Origin of the sequence: Sunxiuqinia elliptica (genome assembly GCF_900113005.1) — a bacterium.
GTDB classification, from domain to species: Bacteria; Bacteroidota; Bacteroidia; order Bacteroidales; family Prolixibacteraceae; genus Sunxiuqinia; species Sunxiuqinia elliptica.
Genome location: NZ_FONW01000006.1, coordinates 49701 through 70804, shown reverse-complemented (window position 1 = coordinate 70804; position 21104 = coordinate 49701). Strand labels below are relative to the sequence as shown.

Sequence of the window (21104 nt, the reverse complement as noted above, 5' to 3'; positions counted from 1 at the left end):
CTGAGGTTTAAAAAAAACGGACTTTTGCATTCCCTACCGAACAGCGGAACAACAAAAACCCGTTTTGTATCTTAACTTGTAAAGATTCGTTTCGTCTCTACCGCGTGAATTTATTACGCATTTTGGTCAACAGATCCGTTAGTTTTTCAACCTGATCTTTTGTCATTGAAGTTGTTCCTTCTTCCATCGCATAAATTTCATTGATTTCTACGATGTCAACATAAACATCTTTCAACAGTTCAGAATCCTTATATTCTGCCATCATTGATTCCAATTTCATCAGTGGCTCTTTCTGGAACAGAATTGCCTCAATCAACTTTGGATTTTGAAATGTGTTTTCTGAAATATGAGTTGTCAGATACAAACCTTCAATTACAGTTCCCGATAAAACCAAGTAAGACACTTCTGTTCTTCCTTGTTGATTCAAATAAGAATACGCATTCTGGAACATTTCGGTGATAATTTCGACCAAAGCGTCCTTATCATCCAAGTTTGCTTCAATTTTTTCAGGAAGCTCTTCATCAAAAGCGCCTGTTAAATCTAACTCGCGAACCAAGGTTTCAGTAGCGGCAAAATAGCTCTGAACATCAACCTTTTGATTATAAGTAGTTGCATAAGCTAAATCTGCGGTATAAATCCCCAAGTTTACGGCCCGATCCTTTTCAGAGAAATAGCTGCCAGCCTTTTCTGCATCATTGGTAATGCCGACAATGTAGCTTGCTTCAATCTCATTCAACATACTGGTCACTTCAAACGCCGAAACTATAGGATAGGAATACTCCTCAATTTCTTCTTTAATCGCCTCTTCAACAACCTTAGGATCAGACTTCTTTTCCTTTTTATTGCCGGTACACGAGCTAATTGTTCCTGCAAACAAAGCCAAGAGCACAGCCAAAGAAACTAATTTGTATGTACTTGTTTTTCTCATGTTTATGGTTTTAAAATTATAAGTTACGTTTCTCTCTCAACAATTTAAGCTTCTCTCAATCCCGCTATTCTTTTGGCGGTCTTGCAAAATTTTAAGCTAAAATAATATAAAAATGTTGGCCGCGGCACTAATTGAAAATGATTTTTTCATGGATTAATGTGTTATTCCGCACATCGCCCCAAGCGAGTCATTCAGGTTCAACAAGATTCCTCAAAAAGGCTGCATCTCCCTAAAGTCGCCATTAAGACAAGTTTGAACTTATCAACTTAATAAATTCCTCGCGAGTAGCCACTCGCTCGAAAGCACCCGTAAAGTCAGATGTTGTTGTAATGGAATGTTGCTTCTGCACCCCGCGCATTTGCATGCACAAGTGTTGTGCTTCGATTACTACTGCAACACCTAAAGGATTTAAGGTATTCTGAATGCATTCCTTAATTTGCAGGGTCAGTCGCTCTTGAACCTGCAGGCGTCGGGAAAATGCATCAACCACTCGGGCAATCTTACTCAAGCCGGTGATATATCCGTCCGGAATATAACCAACATGGGCTTTCCCTATGAAAGGCAGCATGTGATGTTCACACATCGAATAAATCTCAATATCCTTTACAATTACCATTTGCCGGTAATCTTCCTTAAACATCGCAGAACGCAGCATCTCCTCCGGATTCTGTTCGTATCCTTGAAGTAAAAACTGCATGGCTTTAGCAACACGCAAAGGCGTCTTCTCAAGCCCCTCCCGATCTACATCTTCACCAAGCAAACCGATAATCTTCCGATAATAATCACTTATTCGTTCGGTGTTTTCGCGATCAAACTTTTCAATTCGTTGATAACCGCCAAGTTCACCATTCAATGATTCTTCCATAACTATTCTGTTTTATACAACAATCGGCTGTAATCGAAACCAAAAGACAAAAGTAAGAACTTCTGGGGAGAATCACCCTGAAGTCTTCAGGAAACCTCACGCATTCTTTTCTGGAAGAAATCCAAATCAAAAAAACCCATTGACTTATGATTTTCTGCAAAAAGGCCATTTTCGATCAACTATTCCTGCCTTGGAATTTCGACAGATGGAAGAAATAATTATTTTTGCAAGATCGAATTGAAAAACTTTAGGACTAATTCCACCTATTCAAAATTATTTTTGATACGTTTGACAATATTTTAACTTTTTTTAAGTTACAACTGTAGTCTTGTAGTTTTTCTTACAATAAGAGAGGTTAAATCTTTCATATGATAGTTGTTACAGGTGCCGCAGGATTTATCGGCAGTTACATGGCCGGAAAGCTCAACCAAGAAGGATTTCAAGATTTAATTCTGGTTGACAAGTTTAATGATCCTTTGAAAATTTCGAACTATATCTCGAAAAATTACTCAAAGCTGGTAGATCGTGATGACTTTTTTGTATGGTTAAATGACAATCACCATCTGGTACAGTGCATCATTCACCTGGGAGCACGCACCGATACCATTGGACAAGAACCCGAAATTTATAAGCAACTTAACTTTGATTACTCTAAACGAATTTGGGATGGCTGCATCCAGTTTGGATTACCACTAATTTATGCTTCATCCGCCTCTACCTATGGTGATGGCGAATATGGCTTTGATGATAATCACGAACTCGTTTCAAAGTTTAAGCCGCTCAATTGTTACGCACAATCCAAACACGATTTTGACTGTTGGGCTCTCGCACAAGAGAAGAAACCATACTTCTGGGCAGGACTTAAATTCTTTAATGTGTTCGGTCCAAACGAATACCACAAAGGAAGAATGGCCTCGGTTGTTTACCAAGCATTTAATCGGGTTTCGGACACGAAGAAGATGACACTCTTCCGCTCTCATCGGCCGGCCTTCAAAAATGGCGAACAAGCACGTGATTTCATTTATGTGGAGGACGTGGCGAATGTTATGGTTCATTTCATGAAAACCCGGAAAAAGTCGGGAATTTACAATGTTGGCACCGGCGTTGCCCGAACCTATTTGGATCTGGCAAAGGCTGTATTTAAAGCGATGGATGTCGAAGAATCGATCAGTTTCGTTGATACTCCGGAAGATATTCGAGACAACTACCAATATTATACCTGTGCAAAAATTGATAAACTTCGTCAAGCAGGCTATGATAAGCCATTCACAAGCCTGGAAGCGGCCATAAACGACTATGTCAAGACCTATTTAATGACCGAATTTTGCTATTAGCGCCCCACTGTAGCCTGAACAATAAGTTTTCAGATTCTCATACAAACCAAACAGGCTCAAACTTCTTCTCCAGCTTGATCAGCTTTTAATACTTTAGGTATTTTCTTAATGATCGCGGGTGAACACCCAGTTATTTCCCTTTGAAAGCTCGTTATTGAAATAATAACCATCCGAATCAAAAGCTTTTAAGTCTTCGGCTTTGGTCAGCTCATTCTTTGCAATAAACCGACACATCAATCCCCTTGCCTTTTTCGCATAAAAAGAAATCACTTTATATTTTCCGTTTTTCAAATCTTTGAAAGCTGGAGTAATGATGTCAGCCTCTATTTTTTTTGCATCGATGGCTTTATAATATTCATTGGAAGCCAAGTTGATCAAAGGACCGCCAGCGGCCTTTAATTCTTTGTTCAACTTTGGCGTCAGCTTTTCACGCCAGAACGCATACAAGTTTTCAGCACCATCAATTCCAAAACGAGTTCCCATTTCCAAACGGTAGGCCTGAATTAAATCAAGAGGGTTCAACAGCCCATAAAGCCCTGATAGAATACGTACCTTTTGCTGAACCTGCTCCAGTTCTTTTTCGGACAAGCTGGGCGCATCCAGCCCTTGATACACATCGCCCGTAAAAGCCAGTACGGCTTGCTTGGCATTCTTCTCATCAAAAGGTGGTTGCCACTGTTGGTTCCGGTGAAAGTTAAGCTCTCCCAACTTGGGGGAAATACTCATCAAATCAGAAAGGTCATCAGGACTCAACTTTTTTAAAGCCTGATTAATTGCTTTAGCTTCTTTCAGAAACGCAGGTTGCGTATGTATTTTCGTTACCGAAGGAGTATCAAAATCCAGCGATTTTGCAGGTGAAATAATTGCTAGCATAACTTTTGTTTTTTGTGTTTCTGAAACAAGCCAACCTTCAAAAAGGTTTATTCTATCGCTTCTCTAACAAAACGACATTCTCCACATGATGCGTATGAGGGAACATGTCAACCGGTTGAATCTTCGCCACCTTGTACTGTTCGTCCATCAAGGCTAAATCGCGTGCTTGAGAAGCAGGATTACAGCTTACATAAACCACCTTTTCAGGAGCTACCTGTAAGATTGTTTTCACCACATCTTCATGCATTCCAGCGCGTGGTGGATCCGTAATAATCACATCTGGCGTTCCGTTCTCAGCAATAAAATCATCGTTCAACACCGCTTTCATATCACCGGCATAAAAACTCGTATTCTCAATTCCATTAATGGACGAATTAATCCGGGCATCCTCAATAGCCTCTGGGATATACTCGATTCCAACCACTTTTTGAGCCTGACGAGCCACAAAGTTGGCAATGGTTCCAGTTCCCGTATATAGATCATAAACAACCTCATTCCCGGACAAGCTAGCAAAGTCACGAGCCACTTTATACAACTCATAGGCCTGCTCCGAGTTGGTTTGGTAAAAACTTTTAGGACCGATTTTAAATCGTAAGCCTTCCATCTCCTCAAAAATGTGGTCAGGCCCATTAAAGGCAATCACATCCTGATCGGTAATCGTATCATTCCCTTTGCTATTGATAACATACATCAAGGACGTTAGCTCTGGGAATTCTTCAACAATCGCATTCAGCAGTGCCTCCCGCTTTTCAACATCCTCTTTATAAAAAGCCAGAATCAGCATATTCTCTCCTGTCGAAGCTGTACGCACAATCATATTTCTCAGGAACCCTTCCTGACTACGAATATCAAAAAACTCCAGTTCATGCTCCAAAGCATAGCTGCGCACAAAATTCCGAATCGCGTTGGAAGGGTCAGGCTGCAGCCAACACTTTTCAACATCGATAATCTTGTCAAACATACGCGGAATATGAAATCCTAACGCATTCATTGTTGCAGGTTCATGTTCCTCATCCATTTCATCCAAGGTTAGCCATCGTTTGTTCGAAAAGCTAAACTCCAACTTGTTCCGGTAAAATGTATTTTTTGCTGAACCTAAAATTGGAGATAATTCGGGCAACTCCACTTTCCCCAATCGTTTCAACTGATCTTCAACTTGCTGCTGCTTATAAAACAACTGCTTATCGTAAGGTAAAAATTGCCACTTACAGCCACCGCAAATACCAAAATACTCGCAAAAAGCTTCTACCCGATCAGCCGATTTTTCGTGAATTTTCACGATTCGGGCTTCCTGGTACTTCTTCCTCTTTTTGGTAACCTGCAAATCAACCACATCGCCAGGTATAGCATGCGTGGTAAAAACAACCATATCATTCACACGTGCCAAAGCTTTCCCTTCAGCACCAATATCAGTTATTGTAACTTGCTCGTATAATGGTTTCTTTTTGCGACTCCGTCCCATAATCTCAAATTTTCTGCAAAAATAGGAAAATAGCTGAACCAGTTGTCATCAAAGTCATGTTATCCATTATAATAGGAGTTGATCTTTATGAAATCCAGCTTTTAAGCACTAGCTGTTAGCCGACTATGCGGGACACCAACACTGGGAAGCAAAATCGTGTACTAAGCCTTTTTAACGTAAACACTAATTATAGCTGGATTCTCTTATCTTTGCACTTCAATTTTTATTCGTTATGATTTCAGTCGATCAATTAGTTGTTAGTTTTGGTGGTTTTGAGCTTTTAAAGAAGATTTCATTCTTAGTTACGCCCAAAGACCGTATTGGACTTGCCGGGAAAAACGGAGCAGGAAAATCAACACTTCTAAAAATTATTGCCGGACAGCAAGAGCCTAGTGAAGGTTCTGTGGTTGTCCCTAAAGATATTCGTGTGGGTTATTTACCTCAGCACATGGCTGTCGCCGATAGCCACACCGTTTTTGAAGAAACAAGAAAAGCTTTTGATGAGATCTTGCAAATTAAAAATCAAATAGATCACATCAACCACCAAATTGCGACTCGCGAAGATTACGAATCGGACGAATATATGAACCTGATCACTCAAGTAACGGAACTCAATGACCGTTACCAGTTGGTTGGCGGAGGAAACTTTGAAGCTGAGATTGAGCAAACGCTTATGGGACTTGGCTTTAAACGGAATGATTTTACCCGGGCGACCTCTGAGTTCAGTGGAGGCTGGCGAATGCGTATTGAATTGGCTAAAATCCTGCTTCAAAAACCCGATGTATTTTTGCTCGATGAGCCAACCAACCACCTGGATATTGAATCAATTCAATGGTTGGAAGAATTTCTAAGAAATTATTCAGGAGCAGTTGTTCTGGTGTCGCACGACCGTGCATTTTTGGACGCCGTTACAAATCGGACAATAGAAATATCCCTGGGGAAAATCTACGATTACAAGGCCAATTACACCAAATACCTGGAACTTCGTCAAGAACACCGGGAAACGCAATTGGCAGCTTATAAGAATCAGCAAAAGTTAATTGAGGATACCGAGAAGTTTATTGAACGCTTCCGCTACAAAGCAACGAAAGCCGTTCAGGTTCAATCGCGTTCAAAAATGCTTGAGAAGCTGGATCGCATTGAAATCGATGAAGAAGATAACTCCAAGTTAAATATTCGTTTTCAGCCGCCAGAACGATCAGGAACCATTGTTGTTGATTGTAAACACCTAACCAAAAAGTACGGTGATTTGCTGGTGCTTGACGACATTCACCTGATGATTGAGCGAGGCGAAAAAGTCGCCTTTGTTGGGAAAAACGGCGAAGGTAAAACAACGCTTGCCCGCATTATTTTAAATGAGCTCGAATATGAGGGAGGGCTAAAAATTGGGCATAACGTTAAAATCGGCTACTTTGCACAGGACCAAGCCCAACGACTGGATGAAAACCTAAGCGTACTGGAAACAATTGACCAAATTGCTGTTGGAGATGTACGCACTAAAATTCGCGATATACTGGGTGCTTTTATGTTTTCGGGAGAGGATGTTGAGAAGAAAGTCAAAGTGCTGTCAGGAGGCGAACGTTCGCGACTGGCTATGATTCGTTTAATGCTGGAGCCGGTAAACTTTTTGGTACTTGATGAGCCCACCAACCACTTGGATATGCGATCTAAAGAAATCCTGAAACAAGCTTTGGCTAGCTACGAAGGAACCGTCTTGGTTGTATCGCACGACCGGGAATTTCTAGATGGGATGGCCAACTGCATTTACGAATTTAAAGACCGGAAAATCAAGCAGCACCTTGGCGGTATTTATGATTTTTTGCAACGCAAGAAAATGGAGTCCATGAAAGAATTGGAACGCAAATCGCCATCCAATCGACCCGCCGAGAAAAAAGAAAAAGTGCTCGTCAATGATAACCAATTGAGTTACGGAGAACGTAAAGAAATCAATAAAAACATCTCCCGGCTCGAGAAACAAATAGAGAAGTTTGAAGAAAAGATCACCTCTTTAGAAAGTGAACTGGAAGCGTACGACAAGAAAATGGCTAATCCTTCAAATTTAGAGGATCACCGTATTTTTGAGGAGTATGACCAATTGAAGGCTCAACTTGAGAAAGTCATGAGCGAATGGGAAACCAATCAAGAAGAATACGAAGTATTAAAACAGCAAAAAACCTGGTAGGATGGAAAGAAGAAGACCACAAAAAAATACGGATGATTTTATTTTTGGCATTCGTGCCGTTATCGAAGCCATTGATTCTGGTAAAGAAATCGATAAAATCTTAATAAAAAAAGGGCTTGGAGGTGAACTGTTTAAAGAGCTGTTTGAAAAGATCAGAGCTCTCAATGTTCCCTTTCAATATGTTCCGATGGAGAAAATCAACCGGATTACCCGCAAAAATCATCAAGGGGTACTGGCCTTTATTTCTCCGGTCACCTTTTATGATGTCGAAAATTTCTTGCCATCCGTTTTTGAAGCGGGAAAAACCCCATTACTACTTGTTTTAGATCAGGTTACTGATGTCCGCAACTTTGGCGCAATTGTTCGCACCGCTGAATGTGCTGGAGTTGATGCAATTCTGATTCCCGAAAAAGGAGCAGCACGAATCAATGCCGATGCGGTGAAAACATCAGCCGGAGCTTTACACCTTCTTCCCATCTGTAGAACAAAGGATCTTAAAAAAAGTGTGATTTATTTGAAAGAATCAGGCTTGAAGATTGCAGCAGCTACCGAAAAAGCTTCCTATTCCTATACTCAAGCCGATCTTTCAGGCCCAACAGCAATTGTGATGGGCTCTGAAGAAAAAGGCATTGAACCCGCTATTCTTAGATTAGCAGATGAACAACTTCAAATTCCAATTTTAGGAAAAATTGAGTCGTTAAATGTTTCGGTGGCCGCTGGGCTATTGGTTTACGAAGCGGTCAGACAGCGAGTGCTTAATCCCTGATGGGCACTTGCCGTTTAAATGTTTCTTCTAATGAAATAAACGTCTCGGTACTTGATATTCCAGAGATCTTTTGCACTTTCTCACTTAAAACTTCTTTTAAGTGCTCATTGTCACGCGCATACACTTTTACAAAAATCGCATATTGCCCCGTGGTATAATGGCATTCGACAATCTCTGGAATCTCCTTTAATTCCTCTGCAACATCTTCGTAAAAGCCTCCCTTCTCAAGAAAAACGCCCACATAAGTGCATGTTTTGTAATCTACCTTTCGAGGATCAATGTGATACCCCGATCCGGTGATTACTTTCATTTCAATCATTCGGTTAACCCGCTGATGAACCGCAGCTCTTGAAACGCCAACTTCAGCAGCAACATCTTTGAAAGGAATTCGCGCATTTTGAGTGATAATCTCCAAAATGTGTAAGTCAATATTATCTAGATTGTTCCGTAGTGTCATATTCTGTCCTTTTATAAAAATATATGCGAGCAAAAGTAAGTAATTTTTAGCAGATAGCTAATGATCCAATGCTCATTCACTCATTATGCAACACTCCGCGCTTTGAGTTTTCAATATCCAAACTACTCGCAGACAATTAACTATAGCTTTTACATTTTATAAAACATAAGACATATGTTACAATTTTTTATGATTGATTAACATTTTTACTCAAAAATACAAAATTATAAAACAAAATGATACTTTTAAAATCACATACAGATCACAAAGACACATAATCCATCAAAATAAAAACAAAAGAGATAAAATAAAAGATAAAAACGAACGAAATGAAAAAATCAAACCTAAGTTGGATCATCATTTTATCCCTACTCATCTTGTTTTCCATTATTGGCGTATTTTACCCAAGTGGATTTGGAGGACTAGATGATCCTGCCATCCATTCTGGTGACGTAGCCTGGATGCTTACAGCCACCGCGCTCGTTCTGCTCATGACTCCGGGGCTAGCCTTCTTCTATGGCGGCATGATCCATTCTAAAAACATTTTATCAACCATGTTGCAAAGCTTTATAGCTATGGGGGCTGTCAGTGTCATATGGGTTATCTGTGGTTTTAGCCTGGCATTTGGAGAAAGTATTGGTCCCGATGGATTTGGGCTGGTTGGCAATCCATTTACCTATTTCATGTTTAATGGAGTAACTGGCGCTACTCACCCCGACCTGGCACCAACTTTTCCTTTCGCTCTCTTTGCCATGTTCCAGCTTAAATTTGCCATCATCACCCCGGCACTTATCACCGGATCTTTTGCCGGACGGGTACGCTTCCGCTCTTACCTGCTATTTATGGTTCTTTTCACCCTGTTTATTTATTCACCACTAGCGCACTGGACTTGGCATCCCAACGGATTCCTACGCAACTGGGGCGTTCTAGACTTTGCCGGAGGAACCGTCGTACACATGTCGGCAGGTTTTGCAGCACTTGCCGGAGCTATCTTTCTGGGCAAGCGCAAAGATTTTGGCACAGAAGTACGTCCAGCTAACATCCCGTTTGTATTGCTTGGAGCGGGCATGCTCTGGTTTGGCTGGTTTGGATTCAATGCTGGCTCAGCTTTAGGCGCCAATTCAACTGCGGCCTTAGCCTTGATGAACACAAACACGGCTTCGGCGGCAGCGATGCTTGCCTATTTGTTTTACGACATGGCCAAGGGGAAAAAGCCAAGCGGAATGGGAGCTTCCATCGGCCTAGTTGTGGGCTTGGTTGCCATTACCCCTGCTGCAGGCTTTGTTAACGTGGGAGCCAGTATTTTCATCGGTGTTGCCGCCTCAATCATCAGCAACTATGCCATTGAATTACGCTCAAAAACACGCTTGGATGATACATTGGATGTTTTCCCGGCACACGGTATGGGCGGTATTGTTGGCATGTTACTTACTGCTGTATTTGCCTAAGAGGTTGGACTCATTTACGGAGAGTTCACCACTTTCTTATACCATCTGTTAGCGCTATTAATTGTGGGAGTTTTTACGTTTGGTGGATCTTACCTACTCTATAAAATTACCGACCTGATTGTTCTGTTGCGCGTATCTGCTCAATCTGAAAAAATCGGACTGGATATTAGTCAGCACAATGAATCATACGATTTTCAATACAAGAGCGACAAACTGCTTTAACGTCGCTATTCGTTTATGCTCAAAAAACTCCCCGTTATGGGGAGTTTTTCTAGTTTAATTCTTTTATATGAAGGTGAATTTTTGCTATTCGACCGGAACCAGCCGTAGAATTTTTCCGGGGTTTTCAACCGCCACATAGACATAACCATCAGGGCTCATCTCCACATTGCGAACACGTCCGATACCTTCCAGCAGCTTTTCATGATTCACAACTTGATAACCATCCAATACCACCCGTTCGAGATACATAAAACGCAACGAGCCAATTAAAATATTATTCTTCCAGTTTTTATATCGGTCACCTTTTACAAAGGTTGTACCACATGGAGCAATTGAAGGATCCCAATAGGTAAGTGGCTGCTCCATGCCTTCCTTCTCTGTAAGATCTGTAAAGCTGGTTCCATCGTAGTTAATTCCATACGAGATCACTGGCCAACCGTAATTTACTCCAGGCTTAATCAGGTTCAATTCATCTCCACCTCGAGGCCCATGTTCCGTTTCCCAAATCTCTCCAGTTTCCGGATGCATGGCTGTTCCCTGCGGATTACGGTGTCCATAAGAGTAAATACTTTTAACCGCATCCGGGGTACTCACAAATGGATTGTCCTCCGGAATGGAGCCATCATCATGAATCCGATGGATTTTCCCGTTGGTATTTGTCAAACTTTGTGGATTAACATCACGACTTCCGCGATCGCCAATCCCAAAAAACAAGTATCCCTCGCGATCAAACTCCAGTTTACACCCCCAATGGTGTCCCTTGTTCGAATCAGGATAACCATCAAAAATCAGCTCCTGATCAACCAGGGAATTTCCTTGTAATCGCGCCCGCATAATGTTGGTGCAAGCCTCATCAGGACTCCCATCAGCATAACCTGAATAGGCCATGTAAATCCATCCGTTACTTTCATAGTCAGGATGAAGCTCCAGATCGAGCAAGCCTCCCTGCCCTTTCACCAATATGTTTGGCAAGCCTGAAATTTCCTGCAACTCATTATTGGTAAAACGGAAGAGCTTAGCTGAACGCTCTGCAATCAACAGGTCACCATTAGGTAAAAACTCCAAGCCCCAAGGTACCTCCAACCCTGATACAACGGTATCAATAATAAATTTCTGAACCTCAGACTCAACCAGCTGGTTTGCAGAAAGCGCCGGTTGAAGCGTTTCTTTATCTTCGGGCACCCCCTTACGAACGTACTCTGCCAAAGCTTCAACTTCCTCTTTCGAGAATGTCACTTCAAAGCCAGGCATGCCCATCTCCTCGCGCCCATGGGTAATACTTTGCACGATACTGGAGTTGTCATCACCGTACATCCAGTCTTTTTGCTCAAATTTTTCCAGATTATTTCCGTGACAGCCGGCACAATAATTTTGGTAGTTTTCAGCAGCTTTCTTCATTTGCTGCTCCGAATGTTGTCCGTTACTCATTGTGCAACTTCCAAAAAATAATGCAACGATGAGAACGCTTAGGTTTTTTAGGATTTGATTCATCATGTAATACGTTTATTTTTCAATACAACACAACAATAGCTTAACTAAAAAGTTAATGGACAACTGTTAATAAAATCAAACAATTGTGCTTTAAAATTCCACAACAAAGATAAAGCACCCAAAGGTATACCTCTGCCCCCTACCTACAATTCAATTGCTGTTATCAATCAGCGCTCCAAAAACTGCAAACAAACCGGAGCCATAAGCTCAAGCTGATTGCCTGTATAGGTCAACAAGCCTGTCTTCTGGTCAACCCAAAAAACAGTTATATTATTCGACTTCTGATTAGCGACCAACAAAAAGCGACCATCTGGCGAAAGAGTAAAGTTCCGGGGCCAATCTCCTCGAACCGATTCCGTTTGCAACAAGCGAATGCGCCCATCATCCAAACGTTCGAAAACAGCAATGGAATTATGCCCCCGGTTTGAGCAATAGACAAAGCGCCCATTCGGACTTAAATGCACATCGGCTCCATAGTTCACACCTGAAAAATCTGCCGGAACAGATGAAATGCTTTCCAACAGCTCATACTTGGCCCCTTCCTTTTTCAATACACTGATGGTTGCATCCAATTCATTGGCAACATAAATAAACTGCTCGTCAGGCGAAAATGCAAAATGGCGAGGACCAGCTCCGGGATTCATCTCCAAAGAAGCTTGCTCCGCCGGCTGAAACTCTTTGCCCCTTTCATCATAATGATAAAAATCCAGCTGGTCGGTTCCCAGGTCAGCTGAAATCAGTAAGCCCTTTGAAGTAAATAAAGCAGAATGCGCGTGAGGAGCTGACTGTCGAACGGAATCGGCACCAGTTCCAGCATGCTGAATAAGCTGCATCATTTCCTTAAGTCCACCATCAGCCTGACGTTCAAAACAACTCAAGCTCCCACTGGAATAGTTGGACGCCACCACAAATTGACCATCAGGCGAAACAGTAACATGACATGGATGCAAACCACCAGTTGCCTGTTGGTTAATTTTCTCCAACTCACCTGAATCCAAAATCTGGTAAGCAGAAACAGAACCACTGGCGAAATCAGGACTTTCTGTTACTTCAGAAACTGCATACAAATATTTTTGATCGGGACTAATTGTCAAAAACGATGGGTTTTCCTTGTGGGGCGTTATGAATTTGGGAGTCATCTCGCCAGACTCTTTGTTGAACTGGTAACAATAAATTCCTTCGCTTCCGGTGTCCGTATAAGTTCCAATATAAAGTAAGGTATCTTTGGGCGAAGGAGAGCATCCCCCTAATAAAATAGCAGTCAACACAATAGCTTGAGTTATAATTTTCATAAATCTCTGTTTAAGGTAAAAACCAAATGATAATTGTCTTGTTAAAGTGGATAGAACTAAATTTAAAAATAACGGAAATGAACCTAAAAAAAACAATTCTGGCCGTATTTATTTTATTTTTCTCTTTGTACGGCTATTCCCAAAAACTTGTAGAAGTTTGGCGAACAGGGCCAACGATGCAAACTCCTGAATCTGTTTATTATGATGCTGACCTGGATGTCATCTTTGTCGCCAACATTAATGAAAATCCTTCTGAAAAAGATGGCAATGGATACATTACGCAATTGAATCCGGATGGAACGGTAAAAGAAATGAAATGGGTAACCGGACTGAGCGCCCCCAAAGGGATGGCAATATTTGAAGGCAAACTCTACGTTTCGGATATTGATGAGCTGGTGGAAATCGACATTAGCAAGAAACAAATTGTTAAAAGATATCCAGCTCCCGAGTCCATCTTTTTAAATGATGTGGCTGCCTGTAAAAATGGGAACATTTTTGTAAGCGACACACGGACGGGTAAAATTCACATTTTAGAAGATGGTGTATTTTCCGTGTGGATGGATAATGATGAGCTCTCTGACGTCAATGGACTTTATACCGAAAATGGGCAATTGTACATCGGCTCACAAAAACTACAAGTCGCTGATCTAAAAACAAAGGAACTTAAAACGCTACGCAGCGATTGCAATGGCATTGATGGACTCGAAAAAGATAATAAAGACAATTTTGTTTTCTCCAATTGGGCAGGCCGAATTTACTACCTCGATGGTGATCAACTAACGAAGCTATGGGATTCAACGGCCGAGAAGATCAATACAGCAGACGTCTTTTTCGCTAAAAAGCTAGACTTACTTCTCGTCCCAACTTTTTTTGACAACCAAGTTGTTGCTTATCGTATCGAAAAATAAATTCAAAAGCTCTGAAGCTTGGAAAAGTGTCCTAAAATGACCAACTTAAGCATTGGTAATAACCGATAAAAAATCCAATTATGCCTAAAGGAAAAGTAGCTGAAAAAAGTCCACTGATGATGGAAATGCAGCCAGGCACTTACTACTGGTGCGCTTGTGGAAAAAGTCAGAATCAACCATTTTGCGATGGCTCACACAAAGGAAGTGAATTTAGCCCTAAGGAAGTGAAAATCCCTGAAGTACAAACAGTTTTCTGGTGCCGTTGCAAACAGACGGACAATCCTCCATTTTGCGACGGATCGCATAAAAAACTATAAAGAAATAGCCGGGCAAGTGCTCCTCATTTACCCGGCTATTTTTTATTCCTCCATTTTCTTTGCTTCATCCCAATAACGGTCCATTTCCTCAAGCGATAAATCTTTTAAATCGGTTCCTTTCTTCAAGGTCTGACTTTCAAGATAATTGAAACGCCTCATAAATTTCAAGTTTGTGCGCTCCAATGCTGCTTCGGGATCAACGCCATACAAACGTGCTGCATTGACCATCGCAAAAAACAGATCGCCAAATTCCGCTTCTATTTTGTCTTTGTGATCTTCATTTAACTCGTGCTGTAATTCCGAAACCTCTTCCTTCACCTTATCCCACACTTGCTCTGGATGTTCCCAATCAAAGCCAACGCCGCTTGCCTTTTCCTGAATACGGTTAGCTTTAACCAAAGCTGGCAAGGAAGAAGGAACGCCCTCTAAAACCGTCTTTTTCTTTCGTCCTTTTTCCTTCAGTTTCAAAGCTTCCCAATTTTGCTCAACAGCACGAGAGCCGTCAACTTTCACATCGCCGTAGATATGCGGATGACGGTAAATGAGCTTTTCATTCAAACTATTGATGACGTCAGCAATATCAAAAGCATTCTTTTCAGATCCTATTTTGGCGTAAAAAACAATGTGAAGCAATAAATCTCCCAATTCTTTTTTTATTTCCTGAAGATCAGCCTGTAAAATAGCATCGCCTAACTCATAAGTCTCTTCGATGGTTAACTTGCGTAACGATTCGAAAGTTTGTTCTCGATCCCAAGGACATTGCTCCCGCAATTCGTCCATAATCGTTAGCAAACGTTTGAAAGCTTCTAATTTCCGATTCATCTATACTTGGTTTTAATTCAATCTTCAAAATTACAATCTTTATTTAAAGCACCCACCAACTGCAGTAAGTTTACGTAAACTTTGAATTTGCCAACTGATTTCGAAAAGACGAGTTCTAACCGGCTACTTAACTTTTACGTAAACATCTAAAACATTTTTTATGAGTCCCCCTGTTCCTAAATAAAAATGTGTATCATTGCCGGCCAAAATCAATCGAAAATAACAGACAGTAAAGAATAATCAATCAGCTCGTTTCAAGCACAAAAGACAGCCCGTAAAACATGGAAACAACACTGAACTACATCAGCATTTTAGGATCGTTTGTACTAGCGATATCAGGCGCACTGACGGCCATGAGCAAACGCTTTGATCCATTTGGAGTTCTGATTGTTGCTTTTGCAACTGCTGTAGGCGGAGGAACTGTCCGCGACATGTTGCTTTCCGGCAAATCCGCTTTCTGGCTGGAACAAACTTCTTACATCCATTTCATTTTGGCGGGAACCATTTTCGCCATTGTATTCAAATCGAGACTCTTCCATATTAACCGTCCCTTATTGTTTTTTGATGCCATAGGACTTGCTCTCTACACAGTTACTGGCGTTCAAATTGGCTTACAATACGAACTAGCTTCGGTCAACTGTGTCATATTAGGGACCATAACTGGTGTGTTTGGAGGTATTTTACGCGACATTTTAGTTAACGAAGTTCCTGTTATCTTCAAAAAAGAAGTTTATGCTACCGTTTGTATCTTAGGGTCCATTCTTTACCTATTATTACACCGCATACAGCTTCCAACTGTTATTCTGCAAACTGTTCCGGTACTTTTCATTATCATTTTACGTTTGTTGGTTATCCAGTTCAACATTTCTCTTCCTTCGTTGTACGCCGACGAACGTGAAGCACGCCGCAATAATAAAAAATTGTAAAATTAGAGTCCACCAACAATAGACTTAGGTAATTGGAAGTAGATAATGGAGTAGTGACCAAACGAAACAGATTCCCTTTCGCCTTTGACTTGAATACTCATCAAACACCCCAACAGCTTCTCCTTGATGAACATTTGCTATTTAAGCCGTAAAGATTGGCCTATCAAAACAGCCAACAGCCAGCAGTAAGTTCCAAACTTTTCAACTAAGACAGCATCCTACGATCTTTATTTTTGGTATCTTTCATCCTTCTAATATTAAAATTCTCTTAAAAAGAGGAGAAAGGAAAATTAGATCTCACTAAACGACGCAATGAAAGATTCCGCCTACTGGAACATTTTTATTAGTGGACAAAAACAAATTCTGGAGGTCATATACACAAAATATTATGACCACCTGCTTAACTATGGGCTGAAACTATATCCAGATATGGATTTTGTAAAAGACTGCATCCAGGATTTATTTGTGAAGCTTTATTCAAGTAAAAATATAAAGCCAACGGAACATGTACGCTCCTATCTGTTAAAGTCAATCCGAAATATCATCATTGATAAACTCAACAAAGACAAGCTTCAAATCACTGATAAGGATGCCTTATTTCATCTAATAGTTGATGAAGATGAGTTAGAAAAAAAACTTGGAGCCAACGATGAGGAATTACTACTGCTTAAGAAGTTACTTCAAGCCTACAACCAATTATCAGAAAATCAAAAACAGATCATTTATTTCAGGTATATTCAGGAATTACCGCACAAGGAAATTGCCGAGATTCTTGATATCAATGAGCAATCTTCAATGAACTTAGCCTCCAGGGCACTGACAAAATTGCGAAGAGAGTTGCAAAATAAAAATAAGCAAGCCATAATTAGTAGTGAAGACTTAAGAAAAAGCCTAACACTACTATTTATGCTCACCAATAAAGCTATTTATTCGGTAAAGAATCAAGATCTACATCCGGCTTGGTCTGCAGAGAGCTCTTCCTTGTAAACACCGTTCCATAGACTGTGTCCTTGTCAAAAAATCCACAGTTTTTTAGTACAAATGCATGTCTTCCATTACTTAAGCCACCAAAATAATCCGCTCTACGTTTTGCTGCCGCAGTAGCATCATATGTGAACTTTGCATTGGTCAGCTCAAGCCACTCTCCTTTTTCGGTAATTGCCCACTGGTTGCCAAATTCAACCTGACGACTAAGATACCCCTGAGCAGGAATAAAATTCTCCAAAAATGAATGAGGGCGCTTATACCAAGTAACTGTCTTTGGGCGCGAGAACGATGCAATTAGCTGCCATGCCGCTTCATCGGGATCAAAAAACCAAGCGGTGTACACCGTTGCTCCTTCACGATCTACATCAGGATGTACCCGGGTCAAGAACTGGTAAGTTTCCCCTGCTTTCCATGAATATCGACGGAAACTTTGTCCTCCAGATCCTTCTCCTCCAAAATCATTCGTCACCACATCAGTTCCCTTTTCCAATAGAAGTACCCTTGAATCTTCCGGGATTTCTGAAGGGTCATCTGTTGTATAAGGACTCCAAACAGAAAATAAAATCCGTCGCTCGCTTGATGAATTCACCTGAATCCCGCAGTAGCCCTCTCCAAATCCGTTAACCATATAATAAGACCCAACGACATCCTCTCCTGTTGGAACAGTAACTTCATTGTAAAAATATTCGATATTTCCTGCTGACTTAGGAACCTCATAGGAAAGGTGAACAGATGGTCCCCGACGCCCAAAGTAAAAGTTCTCCGGCTCACGAACAAAGGTTAATGGCTCTTGAGCAGCTTCTCCCTCAACAAGAATAGCTGAAACACTTCCGAAAGTAGTTCCGGATTTTGAGTTCCCTTGAAAATCAACTTGTACATGTTGGTTTGCTTTCACCTGTACTGTTCCCACCTTTATGATTTCCCAGTCAGAATTGCTTAGTTCCACATGGAATGGCTTTTCATTAACCTCCACTTTTATCGTTGATTTCCCGTCAGCACTTTTAGCTTTGATTGAAAGGGTTAAGCGTCCTTCGTGTCCCACTTTAAACCAGCTCGACACCATTGCTCTTTCATCATCCCAATTGGCAATCCCCTCCTTGGTGAGCTTCATGTTGCCAGCCTCACGATTAAGGTAGGCATTTCCTCCCAATGGGATTTCCACGGAGTCATTACCTCCATAACCAGCTGTTGTTATCAGCGAAAACAGTACGATATAAAAAAATTGTCTCATGTTATTTTCTCAAAAAGATGAATAAAATTTACTAGCGGTAGTTGGATACATTATTATCTGTTATCTCAAAGATATTCGAATGCTCTGGCTTTGGATAATTCTTCGCTGCGATTTCGGCTTTCAAATCATCAATTTCATTTTGGGTAATTGTAAACTGCTTTGTTGCATAATCATTTACCGTAATATCAACGGGCTCCAGAAATCCCCAAGCTTCAAAAAACGGTGTTAAATCTAAATTTGCAATCCGACATGCAGCACGTACAAAATCCAATTGGTAAAAGCCATCATTTGTGGCTTGTGAATAATCCTGATTCCGCATATACTCATACAAATCTTTATAGAAATCGTCTTTTCCCAAGGCATCCATTAAATATAATTTAAGCTGCCAAAAAGGAACCAATTTTACGAAAACACCTTTATCTCCATCATACCCGTTATGAGGGATTCCTCTATTTAATAGATTATTAAAAGCTGTATTGTAAACTCCATCAACAATCAAACGAGATTGATTTCCCCATGATGTTTGAATGTGCATGGAATGAATGTTATTGGTAACCTCAGTCATTCCAATCCATTTCAATCCGGGACGGGTTTGGTTGCAATGCCCAACTTCATGAGCTGGCCCCCAACAGGAAGAAGTTGAAAACTTAGTTAGATCGCATAAATTCACCAAGGTACTTGATTCATAGGCGGTATAATAATTCGTAGCATACATGTAAGAACTATTAATTCCTAAAAAGTATAGTCTATTTCCAGGCATCCGGTTATACTTTTTGTATCCCATGAACTCCCATTCCTTATAAACCAGATCATCATACTTGTTGATTAATGCCAAACCATCCGGTGTATAATTTCTAAATTTCGATGTCTCGAATGTCAAGTGAGCATATTCGCCAAGCACATCAAAATAATCATACGTGGCCTTGGATAACAACCTTTCCCAATCCTCTTTAGTATACTTGCTTTTGTCGAAATAACCATTAACTGTTCCTGTGGCAATATGAATTTTAACTGGAGACTCAGTTGTTGACCGGGTATGATACATCACATAGATTAATCCCGTCGTCTCTGCTTTTATTTTATTTACTCCTGGTAATAAAGAATAGCTTGTTCCCGAAAAAGCTGATTCATTCCCTTGAATAAACAAGGAGATATTCGTATTAAAGTCATTGGCAAAAACCACAAGCTCCTCCCCTTCGGTGGCATAGATACCAGTCGCGTTATCCCGCAAACTGTAGGGGGATGTTCTGGCTTCAGATGCAAAAAAATCAGGATTTGTATAAGCCTTATAGTCCTGTACCCTAAATTCGGTATCATATTCGTTCCGATAGATTTTCAATGCTAAACTACGAAAGAAAGGATTCTCCATTTCATCGATTTCGGCTTCTCCAATCCCTGCTTTCAGCTCTGAGCATGATTTATCGGTAAAAATATTCAAATACTGCTGATTAGCTTCGCTATAACGGTAAAACTCCATTTCAGCGCAGCTAACAAAACCTTGTCCAGAGTTTCCAACTCCCGACTTTACAACAAATTGAATCTGAATCGGATTTTGAACAGGAACATTGAAAGCTATTCGACTGGCAGATAATTGCCCTTGAAAATCATACTCTCCATATTTTGTCAATGTGTTATTCTCCTCAGTAGCAATCCAAAGTTCAAACTCTTTCATACTTCCATTAGCTCCTCCATCCTGTCTCGGATAATAAACGATATAATCCATTTCGGATACATCTTCAAAAAAATAATTCAACCTGATTGGAAAATAATTAGATGATGTATTGTTCCAGGCAGAATGATAAATAGTGCTTTTATCATTATCAAAAGACGCATCAATTCCGGTCCCCTGTTGCTCGCTACTGGCAGTTGCACTCTTTATTGCAATTTTTATATCCTCCGGAATATCATCAGTAGAAGGGACAAAAGGAGCTTGCGTAACAATACAGCTATCTGCCACCGAACTATCTTCATTGTATATAAACTTAAACATTGCAGAACGCTTTTCAAGCCCAGCATTCTCTTCAGCAATGTAATGAAAGTCTTTTGAAACAAGCGAACTGCTTTTGGTTCCAACAGGATTACCAGCAACCCAATCAACCAACGGTTCGCCAATTGAGTACTCAACATTAGAAGTGACTGTAATTATAAACTGGCTCTCTTGCTTATCCAAAGCGATAGCATGCTCTTTTACAAGAATCGCCGGACCATATCCTAATTGTCTCACCGTAATTGTATAATCATCAAGGATTGAGTTGACATTTAATGTTGTTTCTCTTGACTCAACACCCTCATTGGGCGAAACCGAAATTGTAATCGAACGATTATTCGAATCGTATGACTTTGCAGCAATACACCAATCCACAGATGAGGAAACACTCCAGTCATCTGCATTCAACTTCGTTAAGACCGGAATTATGATTGTACCTCCGTCCTCTGTTAAGTCTTGTGTTAAGGACGACTTTTCAATTTGAAATTGACTTTCTTCTTCAAACTTTTCGTCTTTACAACCAAGTTGGAAGAATAGTGTAAACGTTAAAAAAAGACCAAGTAAGTTCAGTGATGATTTAGCCATGATCGTTTAAGTTAAAAATGA

17 protein-coding genes and 1 pseudogene are annotated in these 21104 nt (G+C 40.6%); 8 read left to right on the top strand and 10 right to left on the bottom strand.

All coding sequences use genetic code 11. The features are described from left to right. Window positions 1-97: 97 nt before the first annotated feature. Complete coding sequence (locus tag BM156_RS12360; RefSeq protein WP_093920196.1) at window positions 98-928, bottom strand: hypothetical protein; 831 nt, start codon at window positions 926-928, stop codon at window positions 98-100. A 241-nt stretch (window positions 929-1169) separates the two neighbouring features. After that, entirely contained in the window at window positions 1170-1793 is a 624-nt protein-coding gene (folE, locus tag BM156_RS12355) for a GTP cyclohydrolase I FolE (RefSeq protein ID WP_093920195.1), read from the bottom strand. Between the two features lie 368 nt (window positions 1794-2161). Here folE and rfaD point away from each other — a divergent pair, with 368 nt between their 5' ends. Continuing rightward, entirely contained in the window at window positions 2162-3127 is a 966-nt protein-coding gene (gene rfaD, locus BM156_RS12350; RefSeq protein WP_093920194.1) for an ADP-glyceromanno-heptose 6-epimerase, read from the top strand. Window positions 3128-3232: 105 nt separating this feature from the next. Here the strand turns inward: rfaD and yaaA are convergent, their stop codons facing one another. Further along, window positions 3233-4000: a peroxide stress protein YaaA gene (yaaA, locus tag BM156_RS12345; protein ID WP_093920193.1), complete on the bottom strand. Its 768-nt coding sequence runs from the start codon at window positions 3998-4000 to the stop codon at window positions 3233-3235. Window positions 4001-4052: 52 nt separating this feature from the next. Beyond that, window positions 4053-5462 (bottom strand): 23S rRNA (uracil(1939)-C(5))-methyltransferase RlmD, encoded by a 1410-nt coding sequence (rlmD, locus tag BM156_RS12340; protein WP_093920192.1) that lies wholly within the window; start codon window positions 5460-5462, stop codon window positions 4053-4055. Between the two features lie 232 nt (window positions 5463-5694). Here rlmD and BM156_RS12335 point away from each other — a divergent pair, with 232 nt between their 5' ends. Beyond that, window positions 5695-7644, top strand: a complete 1950-nt coding sequence (locus tag BM156_RS12335) for an ABC-F family ATP-binding cassette domain-containing protein (protein WP_093920191.1) — start codon at window positions 5695-5697, stop codon at window positions 7642-7644. Between the two features lies 1 nt (window position 7645). Beyond that, window positions 7646-8410 carry a 23S rRNA (guanosine(2251)-2'-O)-methyltransferase RlmB gene (gene rlmB / locus BM156_RS12330; RefSeq protein ID WP_093920190.1) on the top strand — a complete coding sequence of 255 codons (765 nt, stop codon included), beginning with the start codon at window positions 7646-7648 and terminating at the stop codon, window positions 8408-8410. Here rlmB and BM156_RS12325 read toward each other — a convergent pair. Next, window positions 8400-8867 (bottom strand): Lrp/AsnC family transcriptional regulator, encoded by a 468-nt coding sequence (locus BM156_RS12325; RefSeq protein ID WP_093920189.1) that lies wholly within the window; start codon window positions 8865-8867, stop codon window positions 8400-8402. The genes rlmB and BM156_RS12325 overlap by 11 nt on opposite strands. A 329-nt stretch (window positions 8868-9196) precedes the next feature. Between BM156_RS12325 and BM156_RS12320 the strand changes: the two are divergent. Continuing rightward, window positions 9197-10537, top strand: a pseudogene (locus BM156_RS12320) (ammonium transporter). 84 nt (window positions 10538-10621) lie between these two features. Here the strand turns inward: BM156_RS12320 and BM156_RS12315 are convergent. Beyond that, a complete protein-coding gene (locus BM156_RS12315) occupies window positions 10622-12031 on the bottom strand; it encodes a PQQ-dependent sugar dehydrogenase (protein ID WP_093920188.1) in 1410 nt (469 codons plus the stop codon). Between the two features lie 164 nt (window positions 12032-12195). Further along, window positions 12196-13320: a lactonase family protein gene (locus BM156_RS12310; protein ID WP_093920187.1), complete on the bottom strand. Its 1125-nt coding sequence runs from the start codon at window positions 13318-13320 to the stop codon at window positions 12196-12198. A 77-nt stretch (window positions 13321-13397) separates the two neighbouring features. Between BM156_RS12310 and BM156_RS12305 the strand changes: the two genes are divergently transcribed. Together BM156_RS12305 and BM156_RS12300 are read left to right on the top strand one after the other, a co-directional pair. Then, a complete protein-coding gene (locus BM156_RS12305) occupies window positions 13398-14228 on the top strand; it encodes an NHL repeat-containing protein (RefSeq protein WP_093920186.1) in 831 nt (276 codons plus the stop codon). A gap of 80 nt (window positions 14229-14308) precedes the next feature. Beyond that, entirely contained in the window at window positions 14309-14545 is a 237-nt protein-coding gene (locus BM156_RS12300) for a CDGSH iron-sulfur domain-containing protein (protein WP_093920185.1), read from the top strand. Window positions 14546-14587: 42 nt separating this feature from the next. Here the strand turns inward: BM156_RS12300 and mazG are convergent, their stop codons facing one another. Next, window positions 14588-15367: a nucleoside triphosphate pyrophosphohydrolase gene (gene mazG, locus BM156_RS12295; protein ID WP_093920184.1), complete on the bottom strand. Its 780-nt coding sequence runs from the start codon at window positions 15365-15367 to the stop codon at window positions 14588-14590. A gap of 281 nt (window positions 15368-15648) precedes the next feature. On the opposite strand from mazG, the gene BM156_RS12290 reads away from it, so the two are divergent. Both BM156_RS12290 and BM156_RS12285 read left to right on the top strand, forming a co-directional pair. Then, window positions 15649-16293, top strand: coding sequence for a trimeric intracellular cation channel family protein (locus BM156_RS12290; RefSeq protein WP_093920183.1), 645 nt, complete (start codon window positions 15649-15651; stop codon window positions 16291-16293). Between the two features lie 312 nt (window positions 16294-16605). Next, window positions 16606-17280, top strand: a complete 675-nt coding sequence (locus BM156_RS12285; RefSeq protein ID WP_093920182.1) for an RNA polymerase sigma factor — start codon at window positions 16606-16608, stop codon at window positions 17278-17280. Here the strand turns inward: BM156_RS12285 and BM156_RS12280 are convergent. Together BM156_RS12280 and BM156_RS12275 are read right to left on the bottom strand one after the other, a co-directional pair. Further along, complete coding sequence (locus BM156_RS12280; protein ID WP_093920181.1) at window positions 17216-18511, bottom strand: DUF3472 domain-containing protein; 1296 nt, start codon at window positions 18509-18511, stop codon at window positions 17216-17218. The two genes, BM156_RS12285 and BM156_RS12280, sit on opposite strands and share 65 nt — an antisense overlap. Window positions 18512-18542: 31 nt before the next feature. Further along, window positions 18543-21083 (bottom strand): M60 family metallopeptidase, encoded by a 2541-nt coding sequence (locus tag BM156_RS12275; protein WP_093920180.1) that lies wholly within the window; start codon window positions 21081-21083, stop codon window positions 18543-18545. Between the last annotated feature and the right edge of the window lie 21 nt (window positions 21084-21104).